Source organism: Microcoleus sp. AT3-A2, assembly GCF_036705685.1.
GTDB lineage: Bacteria > Cyanobacteriota > Cyanobacteriia > Cyanobacteriales > Microcoleaceae > Microcoleus.
This window is the reverse complement of sequence record NZ_JAUBVF010000062.1, coordinates 26,647-37,018: the sequence shown is the minus strand read 5'-3', so window position 1 is coordinate 37,018 and position 10,372 is coordinate 26,647. Positions and strand designations below refer to the sequence as shown.

Below are 10,372 nucleotides of genomic sequence, written 5' to 3'. Positions count from 1 at the left end.
GCTGGGACTAACTCAGGCTGTTCTTTCCCATCGTCAATCAAAACAGAAACAAAATGTTTACCGTCCGGGTTGCGAGACACGGTAACGGTCTTGATGTCGCCCTCAAAGTCACGATGTCGCCGACAGAGAACTAAACCAATTTTAGGTAAGTTGATATAGTCGCCGTCAAATTTGACATTTTGAGGGTAACTGATCGACTGCCTGCCATGCTTGGCTTTGAACTTGGGCAGCATCGCCCTCTTGTCAAAGAAGTTTTTGTAGGCAGTAGATAAATTCAATGCAACCACCTGCAAGCATTGAGAATAAGGTTCTTTTAACCATTCGTATTCTTTTTTGAGTGCAGGGAGCAAGCCTTGTATGTATGCCCTAGATAGTCCTTTGCCAGTATTTTTGTAAGTTTCTTGACATAAATTCAAAGCATAGTTCCAGAACCATCTCACACAGCCAAAAGACTTTGCAAGCAAGACATCTTGCTCATCTGTGGGATAAATTCTGTACTTGTAAGCTTTATACATTTATCAAGGTTGCAGAATACCGATAAAATCATCATAGCGCACAAAAAAACGATATTGATTCGCTGTCGCTCAATTTATTTTCGGGCTGCGTTTTCATCCCGACGCTCACCTTCGGTAGAGCGCGGGACTTCCCATTCGCATTAGTTAAAATTGCTAAAGTCCTAGCTGAAGCTGAACTCCCGCTTCTGTGCCGCTGTCGGTTTGTTTGGGAGGTAAAGGATTTCCTTGACGCTGGGCATCCGAAGGAGTAGTAATAAATTCTAATGGGCCATCGATTTTGAGGCGAAATGTGTCGCCCAAGCTGCTTTCCCTTCTAGTAGAATTAGCCGCCGTTGCTGGTTCACCAATCAAGTTTTGGTAGTCCGAGTCTAAGGTTCTGTCCTCCACAGTCCTCAACGAGTCCCCAGATAAAGTCGTTTCCGAATATTGGGGCGCTGGTTGCAGTCTTTGTTGGGCGAGAACCGCCGGGGTCAAACCGATAAAAAGTGAGCTCAGTCCGAGAGCAGTGCCAAGAGTAGCAATAACTGCGTTCATCATTCATGCCTCCGCTAGTTGCATCCTACTATGCTGATTGTACCCAGTCGCAATTAAGTTGTACTCTATCAAAAGTAGCTGCTTGTGGAGATATCAATTAAATTTCCTGTCAAAACTTATAACTTTCGATCGCGCTATCGGTCAAATAGAACTGACGCAGCAACCGGGTTGAAACGCCAAAATACGTCATTTCAGGCATGAGTCAACCAAAAACTCGATTGGTTTGATTAGCGCGCCTCATGAGTGGAAAAATAGTTAGTGCTTGACGCACGGGCGGCGATCCATCGGTTGTTTTTAACGAAAATAGTTCGTTGCAGACAGCCAAAATGCTAAAAAAACCAGGTTTGAGATACCAGTTCAAAAAAAAATGCAACAGTAGGCAAATTCTAAACCCTTACAGAACCAGTGTTTTTCAATTTTTTAATTCTTTAATCTCAAATCTATAATAGTATGAGCCTGTAGAGTGAGTCCATGATTGATACTGCATTCATCTCGATCGCCAATGTTCCCAAAGCTCCAGATCGCGCTAAGATGGCGGTGGCAGTCGTTAAAAACTCAGTTGCCAGCGGCAGATTCCGAGTTATTAACGGCACTTTGCCTACTAAAACCATCTCAACTTCAAAACCTGCGCTCATCAAGTTGTACTTGAGCAATAATTTCTTGATGGTACCCGCCACGTGATTTATCCGTGGAATCAATCCAAAATCCAAAATCCTTGCATCCTCAAGCCCCCGGATTTATCCGTGGTGTCAATCTAAAATCTAAAATCGAATGACCAGAATGTTGTGGGTTCATAATAGTTCTGCTTTACCATGCCAATCAAATATCTGACCGACCAGATTTTAAAAATGTCGGGCAAAGTGCCAATTCGCATCGTCCTTGTTGTGCCTTTTGCCCTCCAGACTTTCGCTGCGGTAGGGTTGACGGGGTGGCTGTCGCTGCGGAACGGGCGGATAGCCGTCAACCATGTTGCCGCACAACTGCGGACAGAAGTCACATCGCGTATTCAGCAACATATTAATAGTTATATTGAAACGCCACACCAAATCAATCAGCTCAATCTCGATGCCATCCGTCTCGGCATTGTGAACGTGCAGGATAGTGATAGTTTGCAACGCTACTTCTACAAACAAATCAAAATTTTTGATAAAATTAGCTACATTCAATTCGCATCCGAAGAAAAAGATTTTATTGGAGTTGAACGCCTCGACGACGGCAAGTTGCAAGTTCAGATTTCTAATCCATCTACTGGCTATAATTTGCATAGCTACGGGCTGTCAGAGTTGGAGGAACCAACCAAACTATTAAAAACTACTCTCAACTACGACCCCCGCGTCCGACCTTGGTACATAGCTCCGGTCCGCGCAGGCAAACCGACTTGGAGTAAAATCTATAATTATTTTGACGCTCCCAAACTAGCCATTACGGCTGCTCAACCAGTTTATGGCGATGATGGGAAACTGATTGGCATCCTGGGTTCTGACTTGGCACTTTCCAAGCTCAATCAATTCTTGGAAACTCTAAAAATTGGCAAATCAGGACAGACTTTTATTGTAGAAAGGTCTGGGCAATTGGTTGCAAATTCTACTCTGGAACCGCCATTTATTGTTAGCAATGGTGTTGCGAAACGGATTGTGGCAACCAGCAGCAAGAATGTTCTAATTCGATCGACCGCCCGCTATTTGACAGAACGCTTCGGGGATTTGCACAAAATTGACAGATCTCGCCAATTAGATTTTACGATCGACGGTCAACGGCAATTTCTACAGGTGACGCCGCTTTTAGACAGCAGGGGCCTCGACTGGTTGATTGTGGTGACAGTTCCTGAAGCCGATTTTATGGAAAGGATTAATGCTAACACTCGGTATACTGTGGTGATGTGTCTGGGTGCTTTGGTGCTGGCAACGGCGATTGGCGCCCTGACTTCTAGGTGGATTGTTGTACCGATTCGGCGTCTGAGCAAGGCTGCGGAGGCTTTGTCCCGGGGAGAATGGGATGGGATGGCGGTAGATTCCCGCTTGATGGCGTCTGTAGAGCGAGAGGATGAGGTGGGTGTCCTGGCTCGCTCTTTTAATATGATGGCGGATCAATTGGAAGAGTCGTTTACTACTCTCGAAGATCGGGTAGAATCTGCGATCGCCGACAAAAATCAATTAATTATTTCTCTGAAAAACTCGCAGCAAAAACTGGCTCTCCATCTTCACCAAACTCCTTTGGGAGCGATTGAATGGAATCTAAACTTTGAAGTAGCGGAATGGAATTTGTCAGCAGAAAGAATTTTTGGATACAATCGCTTGGAAGCTATGGGACGCCACGGAGTCGATCTCATAGTTCCTGAAAGTGCTAAGGAGTATGTCAGCCAACTATCTATAACTTTGCTCACTAATCAAGGAGGAGTTACCAGCCTTAACGAGAACATCAGAAAAGACGGCAAAATAATTCTGTGCGAGTGGTACAATACGACTTTGGTTGATGCTGACGGCAGCATCATTGGGGTGGCATCGCTGATTCAGGATGTGACTGAATTTCACAGTGCTGTGGAGAAGTTGCGGGCTAGCGAGGAGCGGTTTCGCCAGTTGGCAGAAAATATTCATGAGGTATTTTGGATTAGAGAACCCAATCAAAAGCAGCTAGTTTATGTGAGCCCTGCTTGCGAGAAAATATGGAATTTGAGCTGTCAGAGTTTGCAGTCAGAACCGGAGGCTTTTTGGGATGCTATTCACCCGGAGGATGTCGATCGCGTCAAGGCTGCTTTTGAGAAACAGGTGCGGGGCGATTATGATGAGGAGTATCGAGTAGTGCGATCCCCTACCGGGGCTACGCCAACGGACGGTTCAGTTTGCTGGGTGCGCGATCGGGCTTTTCCAGTCCGCAACGAAACAGGGGAAATTTACCGCATCGTCGGTATTGCCGAAGATATTACCCAGCGCAAATTAGCAGAAGAATTCCAAAAAGTCGCTCAAACAGCTCAAGCTGCCAACCAAGCCAAAAGCGCCTTTTTAGCTAATATGAGCCACGAATTGCGAACTCCCCTCAACGCGATTATTGGTTATAGCGATATGCTCAAAGAAGACGCTGAGGATTTAGGCTGCGAAGATTTTATCCCCGACTTGCACAAAATTCAAACAGCGGGAAAACACTTGCTATCTTTAATTAGCGACATTCTAGATATTTCTAAGATTGAAGCGGGTCGGATGGAACTTTACTTAGAAACTTTCAACCCGGTTAATTTAATTGACGAGGTAGTTTCTACTGTCAAACCCTTGGTAGATAAAAATTCTAATAAGTTTGAAGTTGATTGTGGTGAGGACTTGGGAATAATGTATGCTGACATTACCAAAACTCGTCAAATATTGCTCAACCTGCTGAGCAATGCAGCCAAATTTACGGAACAGGGCACTATTACCCTTTGCATTGAAAGAGTTAAACATGATAGCTTAACCACTCAAGAAATAGCAGAACATTCCGACTCAATAATTTTTCGCGTAGCTGATACGGGCATTGGGATTCCCCCCGAACAATTGCAGCATTTATTTCAAGCATTTATGCAGGGCGACGCATCAACTACGCGCAAGTATGGCGGCACCGGTTTGGGATTGACTATTAGCCGTCACTTTTGCGTGATGATGGGTGGCGATATGCAAGTTGAAAGCGAGTTAGGTTGCGGTTCGGTTTTTACAGTGTGCTTGCCGGCCCGCGTTGAATTATTGGTCAGCAGTTAGGCATACTTTCGTGGACGCAATTGCTACAAAAACAACCTGGTTTCTTGACAAAAACCTGCGCTTTTAGATAATTTATGAGCAATAAACCAAGGTGATGATAGGATGCAGCCTCAGTCTTATTCTAGTTAACTCGTCGTTTCTGCCGGCCCAAAATTTGGGCTGTTAATACCCCGCCAACAAAGCCAAAGAAATGCCCTTGCCAGGAAACTCCCGGCTGCGAGGGCAAAACTCCCCAAATTAAACTGCCGTAGAAGAAACCGACAATTAAAGATACCAAAATAGAGGTAAAGCTGCGTTCAAAATAGCCCCGCAGCAGCAAGAAGCCGAAGTAACCAAAGATTAATCCGCTGGCACCAATGTGAACTGAATTAGGCGCGCCGGTCAGCCAAACTCCGAATCCGCTGACTAGCACAGTGACGGCACTCACGATAAAAAAGTCGCTAATTTCTCGCAGCATAATCAACCAACCCAATGTCACAAAAGGGAGGGTATTGGCGGCTAAGTGAGCAAAATTGCCGTGCAGAAAAGGCATCAACAGGATGCCTTGAAGTCCTTCGAGGCTGCGGGGGCGGATTCCGTAGACATCCAGCCTGCCTCCGAACAGGAAGGCATCGACAATTTCGATAATCCAGAGGAGGGAGACGAAGCCGCCGAGAATAGCGGCGTGGCTTTGCAATTCGCGGGTGATAGCTTTGGTTTCTGGGTTGCTCATGGGTGGTGAGGGCGGTGATACCGATTATTTCTTATTGTAGGAGTTTCTGAGCGATCGCGAGCAAAGATTGTTGGGTCGAGGTTTCAGGGTTTTTTGCAGCAGAGCTTATTTAGAAATATTATAAGTTTTATTAAAAATTCCGCATTTACACGTATAGGATAATTCACCTCGATGCGTCACAATTGTAATTGAACTACAAAAGGAGACTCAACCCAAGGTTGAAGCTAAAACGTAGAAGACAGAATTTTTACCCTATCAATCAATTGTTGGGCTTGAAATGAGGACACTTTTTCGATCGCACACCGTGACTAAAAAAAATCAGGAACTACTTTTCTCGCCCTAAGTCATTAATTTTAGAAGTTCAATCCGGTAAAGCAAAACGAGATGCTGTAGATACTGATTGTAGATAATATAGCACAAGCTCTACAGAGAGTTCTTGGCACCTCGTTATTAAAGAGGAACAGAGCAAAATGAACGTATTTGATCATACAGTCTCCTACCGAACTCTGCCAAATTGGGTAGGATTTGGCAAACAAGAAACCGCCGTTAATGTCGCTACAATTTCTCAACCTTACGGTCAAAAGCCACACTTTGACCCGTTGCATCCGCTAAAACAATGGCTTGATAACGCTGCAATTAAAAGTCAAAAGTTGGCTCGGTTGTTGTGTAAGTTTATTCCCAGCCAGTGTCCGTTTGAGCGAGAAGTCAAAATTGGCGATCGCACTTTATTTTCCATTCCGCCACTGTGCAAGTTAAATCCGCTTTACGAGCAAGTGGTTGGGCTGCGCTTTCGAGCTTTGTGTTATTTGGCTGACGAGTGCGGCGAAGATGTAACTCCTTATTGTTAATTCTGCAAAAATTTAAATTTTTCACTGTCTTTTCACCCTCCCTTCTCCTTGTTGGGGAGGGTTTTTGTTTTGTGCAAGCTTTCCGGGATAAAAAGTGCGTTCAATTTCTTGATAGTCGAGTAAATCAGCTTTAAATCCATTCTTTTTTTATTGATATTTACCTCAAGGGTAGTTGTTTGGGAGGTTTTCGTGATTCGCCTCTTGCGTAACTTTATTGGGTAATCTCCCAAAAGATGTACGGTTCTGTCCCCTCCACAGCGCTATGAGCTAGATACCATTAGAAAAGTGTCAAGGACATCATCAATCTATGTAGGTTGAGCAGTGGAGTGGGGCAACCCACCATTAAAGTTCAGGTTGATTTTCCACATTTTTTACAAAATTGATATATTAGTAATGGATGCAAATATTTAAGCGATTTCAAGAATATCACTAATACTAAAATTCAAACTCACGAACTCGGTAATTACCGGGTACAAAATATAAAATATTTCACGGATATAACTAATACCAAGTGTTGAAAAAAACGTTTTTTGCCGTAATTATTGCGCTTTTATCTTTTATGGTTGCACTCATCCTATCAGCTCAAAGTTCTGAGGCTGTCAATGAACTATATGTATTTGGGGACAGTCTTTCGGATATGGGAATGGTGTTTCGAGTGAGCGGGGGTCAATATCCGCCTCGTTCGACTTACTTTCAAGGGCGTTACTCGAATGGTAAGGTTTGGGTAGAGTATCTTGCCGATCGCCTAAAGTTGCCGCCTGAACGAGTCACTAATTTGGCCTATGGAGGTGCAACAACGGGGAGCGATCGCAATAGCCTTGTCCCTGGTTTGTTAGCTCAAGTTCAGTCATGGACGAAATCCCAAAAACAGGCAAATCCTCATGCGCTGTATGTACTGTGGGCGGGTGCAAATGATTATTTGCAGGGGGTAAGTAATGCGAATCTTCCCGTTGAAAATGTGGCGAGGGCGATCGCGTCTCTTGCGGATGTGGGTGCCAAAAATATCCTGCTGGCAAATTTACCAGATTTGGGGCAGTTACCGGCGACGCGAACAGGCGTTAATTCTGCAAGGCTCACTGCATTAACACAAGCACACAATCAGGGTTTGAGGCGAGCGGTTAAGGTATTAAATCAACAGCATTCTGACTTAAAAATTGCGACTCTGGATGCTAATGCGCTTTATCGGGAAGCGATCGCAAACCCGGCTAAATACGGCTTGACTAATGTGACGAGTGCGTGTTTATCGGGTGGAGGTGTTTGTGCTAGTCCCGATCGATTTTTGTTTTGGGACGGCATTCATCCGACGACTGCCGCACACAAAATTTTGGGGGAAGCAGCATCCGCAATTGTGCAGGAGAGCGGGATGATTAAATCTGAATTGGGGACGCTTCGGTAAACCATTTTTAGACCCGACGGGCGATCGCCACAAGACCGGGATGCTCCCTTTTCGTAAAGGTTGACATGATTTTTTGCATGAGAGCAAAATTGGCTCATCTGATATTGTAGAAATTTTCCTCGTGGGCGATCGGACTTTATGTTCCCTTCCGCCACTGTGCAAGTTAAATCCCCTTTACGAGCAAATCGTTGGGCTGCGCTTTCGAGCTTTGTGTTATTTGGCTGACGAGTGTGGCGAAGATGTAACTCCTTATTGTTAATTCTGCAAAAACTTAAATTTCTCACTGTCTTTTCACCCTCCCTTCTCCTTGTTGGGAAGGGTTTTTTTATTTTGAGATTATTCTGCAGTTTAAACTTGTTAACCTCAAACTCAAATGTGGCGAAGCGCCGGTCATTTGAGTTCGAGGTTAAATTACACAAACTTTCGTCTGCCTCAGCATAAAAGCCAGATATTCTGTTAGATCCCCGGCTTTTTGAAGAATTCGGGGCTTGAAAGAGCGATCGCATTTAAATACTAAAGGGAGCGAATCACTCGTTGTTCGAGAATGCGTTTGCCTTTGTTATAAATACTAAGGCTGGCTCCTGTAACGATGTAATCGTAGGTGCCATTTTTTGCCACGTAACCAGTCCCTTCTTCAGTTCGAGCACGCAGGGCGATCGTGCTGCCGTTACTCTTTTTAACGCCGTAGTAATATAGTTGATGAGCGTGGTTGTAGCACAGATAAATCCGAAAGTTGCTGGTCTCGAAATAGTTTGCCAGTGTCTGTCTTTTGCGAACACAAAAATCTCTCACCTGTTTTTGGGGGGTGGATACATTAGCTATTTGTATGGTTTCAATCGGAGACTGAGTGCGAGACGCTGTTGGTGCAGTGCTTGTGTTCGATCGTCCTAGAGCAAAGGTTGCCGCTGGATTGCTGGCAAATAGCATTAAACCGAGTAAGCTGGTTTGTGTGAGTCTTGCTGTGAAGTTCATAAGTCATTCCTTTAAAAGATGTTGATGCGTCTAATCTATGTAAGTGGGATTGATTAGGGCGATCGAACAGTACAGTTTTCACAATTGGCCTCAATGAGGAAATCCTCGGATGCAATTTCCGTTTCCCCTGAGAGATGGCACTATTCTCAATAAGCTTTTAGGGACAGGCTAGAAGCCCGCCCCACAATAGGATTGAATGTATAGTCGAAAGCTGGTTACTGAGAATGATATTTTTTTTGAGTTTCCCTGCAACTGACTAGCCGACGGACAATTAAATAAGTGGCACTTTGGATTGCTGAGAGGACTTATGTACTAACAGGCGATCGCGAGGACAAAGCAGAGAATTATTTTAAATATTGTGCGCCAACTGCTGGCGCGGATGCTAATTTTCATCAATTTCGATAAGTGCGAACGGGTAGTCCTGACAATGCAGGGCTACCATTTTATTATGTGTGGATTGGCTTATAATATCTAAGGTATACTTATTTGATAAATCAATTGTAGCAAATACTCTTTCAAGCTGATTCTAAAGTTACGAGAGATTTAATCATTTTCAGATAAAATATTACTTTCTCAATCATCGTTCAGTATTCGAGGCCAAAAATGGGGGAAATTTCAGAGACAAGCCGTTTTCAAGGACGAGTGGTAAAAATTTTTAGTGATAAAAGAGGCGGATTCATTTCCCCCGATGATAAAAGTGATGACCTTTATTTTATCGCTTCACAAGTTGAACACGATAAATTTGGAACTTTGAAGCCGGGATATGTCGTTACTTTTACTGTTGGTCAAAGCAAGGATGGCCAGCGGTTTTTTGCTAATAAAATAGAATTAGTCAGCGAAGGATATCATAGGTTTTCTACAACAAAAATTCGTTTTTCTGGGTATGTAAAAAATATTTTTACTAACAAAAAATGGGGTTACATTACGCTTGAGGGAAGCACTCAAGAACTCTATTTTATAGCCAAGGAAGTAGAAGATAATAAATTTGAAAGTTTGAAAGTAGGCGATGCAGTTACCTTTACCATTGGTGAGAGCGAAGATGGGAGACGATTTGCCAATAGAATCCAACTTCTTGATGTTGACCAAATAGAGCAAAATGATACTCCTGCTGAGTTGCTCCCCACTCCTATCACCTGTAATGAACTTAAAAACCAAATAATTGAGCAATTTAAGCGAATAGTACATACAACCAGCTCAAGTGAATTTGAGGACTTGACTTTTTTATTACTGAAAAATTTGGGCATCCATTATCTCTATCAATATGACAAAAGAAACCAAGCTGGTAGAGCCGATGGATTTTTCATTATTGGCAACCTTGCAGTAATGTATGATTGCACGCTCAGGGAGGGTTTTGAAGAATATAAAAAAGACCAGATTGAAAACTATATAAATAAGCTTGAGCAGGCTCAGTTGACATTTAACCTGAGATCTTCAGACGGTGTACAAAAGAAAAAAACTCTTAGAATTGATGGCAAAAGCAAACAAGTTTGGATTATTACTCTAGGTCAAACGCGAGAAATCAGTGATTACGGTAATATCAAAGTTAAGGAAGTTTCGGTAAATCATCTTATTTGGCTACTTCAAGAGAGATTAAACCGAGATGTGATAGAAGAAGATGATTTGGCCCTGAATCTACTATCTCGTATAGAAAAGTTCATTCCTGCTTAAAGCAG

9 protein-coding genes and 1 pseudogene are annotated in these 10,372 nt (G+C 43.4%); 6 read left to right on the top strand and 4 right to left on the bottom strand.

The window, feature by feature from the left end; all coding sequences use genetic code 11:
- Together QUB37_RS24400 and QUB37_RS24395 are read right to left on the bottom strand one after the other, a co-directional pair.
- Positions 1-515, bottom strand: a 515-nt coding sequence (locus tag QUB37_RS24400; protein WP_333167090.1) for an RNA-guided endonuclease TnpB family protein, incomplete at its 3' end; no start/stop codon positions are given.
- A 153-nt stretch (positions 516-668) separates the two neighbouring features.
- Positions 669-1,052 (bottom strand): hypothetical protein, encoded by a 384-nt coding sequence (locus QUB37_RS24395; RefSeq protein ID WP_333167088.1) that lies wholly within the window; start codon positions 1,050-1,052, stop codon positions 669-671.
- A 468-nt stretch (positions 1,053-1,520) separates the two neighbouring features.
- On the opposite strand from QUB37_RS24395, the gene QUB37_RS24390 reads away from it, so the two are divergent.
- Complete coding sequence (locus QUB37_RS24390) at positions 1,521-1,730, top strand: hypothetical protein (RefSeq protein ID WP_333167086.1); 210 nt, start codon at positions 1,521-1,523, stop codon at positions 1,728-1,730.
- A 131-nt stretch (positions 1,731-1,861) separates the two neighbouring features.
- Positions 1,862-4,771 (top strand): PAS domain S-box protein, encoded by a 2,910-nt coding sequence (locus QUB37_RS24385; RefSeq protein WP_333167084.1) that lies wholly within the window; start codon positions 1,862-1,864, stop codon positions 4,769-4,771.
- Between the two features lie 121 nt (positions 4,772-4,892).
- Here QUB37_RS24385 and QUB37_RS24380 read toward each other — a convergent pair whose 3' ends face one another.
- Positions 4,893-5,483, bottom strand: coding sequence for a rhomboid family intramembrane serine protease (locus QUB37_RS24380; protein WP_333167082.1), 591 nt, complete (start codon positions 5,481-5,483; stop codon positions 4,893-4,895).
- 470 nt (positions 5,484-5,953) lie between these two features.
- Between QUB37_RS24380 and QUB37_RS24375 the strand changes: the two genes are divergently transcribed.
- From QUB37_RS24375 to QUB37_RS24365, 3 genes and pseudogenes are all read left to right on the top strand, one after another.
- Positions 5,954-6,331 (top strand): Mo-dependent nitrogenase C-terminal domain-containing protein, encoded by a 378-nt coding sequence (locus QUB37_RS24375; RefSeq protein ID WP_333167080.1) that lies wholly within the window; start codon positions 5,954-5,956, stop codon positions 6,329-6,331.
- A 559-nt stretch (positions 6,332-6,890) separates the two neighbouring features.
- Entirely contained in the window at positions 6,891-7,727 is an 837-nt protein-coding gene (locus QUB37_RS24370) for an SGNH/GDSL hydrolase family protein (RefSeq protein WP_333167078.1), read from the top strand.
- A 124-nt stretch (positions 7,728-7,851) separates the two neighbouring features.
- Positions 7,852-7,986: pseudogene (locus QUB37_RS24365) on the top strand (Mo-dependent nitrogenase C-terminal domain-containing protein); the annotation flags it as partial.
- A 254-nt stretch (positions 7,987-8,240) separates the two neighbouring features.
- Here the strand turns inward: QUB37_RS24365 and QUB37_RS24360 are convergent.
- The gene (locus tag QUB37_RS24360) at positions 8,241-8,699 is read right to left on the bottom strand and encodes a hypothetical protein (RefSeq protein WP_333160345.1); all 459 of its coding nucleotides are present in this window, start codon (positions 8,697-8,699) and stop codon (positions 8,241-8,243) included.
- A gap of 603 nt (positions 8,700-9,302) precedes the next feature.
- Between QUB37_RS24360 and QUB37_RS24355 the strand changes: the two genes are divergently transcribed.
- Positions 9,303-10,367, top strand: coding sequence for a cold shock domain-containing protein (locus QUB37_RS24355; protein WP_333167076.1), 1,065 nt, complete (start codon positions 9,303-9,305; stop codon positions 10,365-10,367).
- The last annotated feature ends 5 nt before the right edge of the window (positions 10,368-10,372 follow it).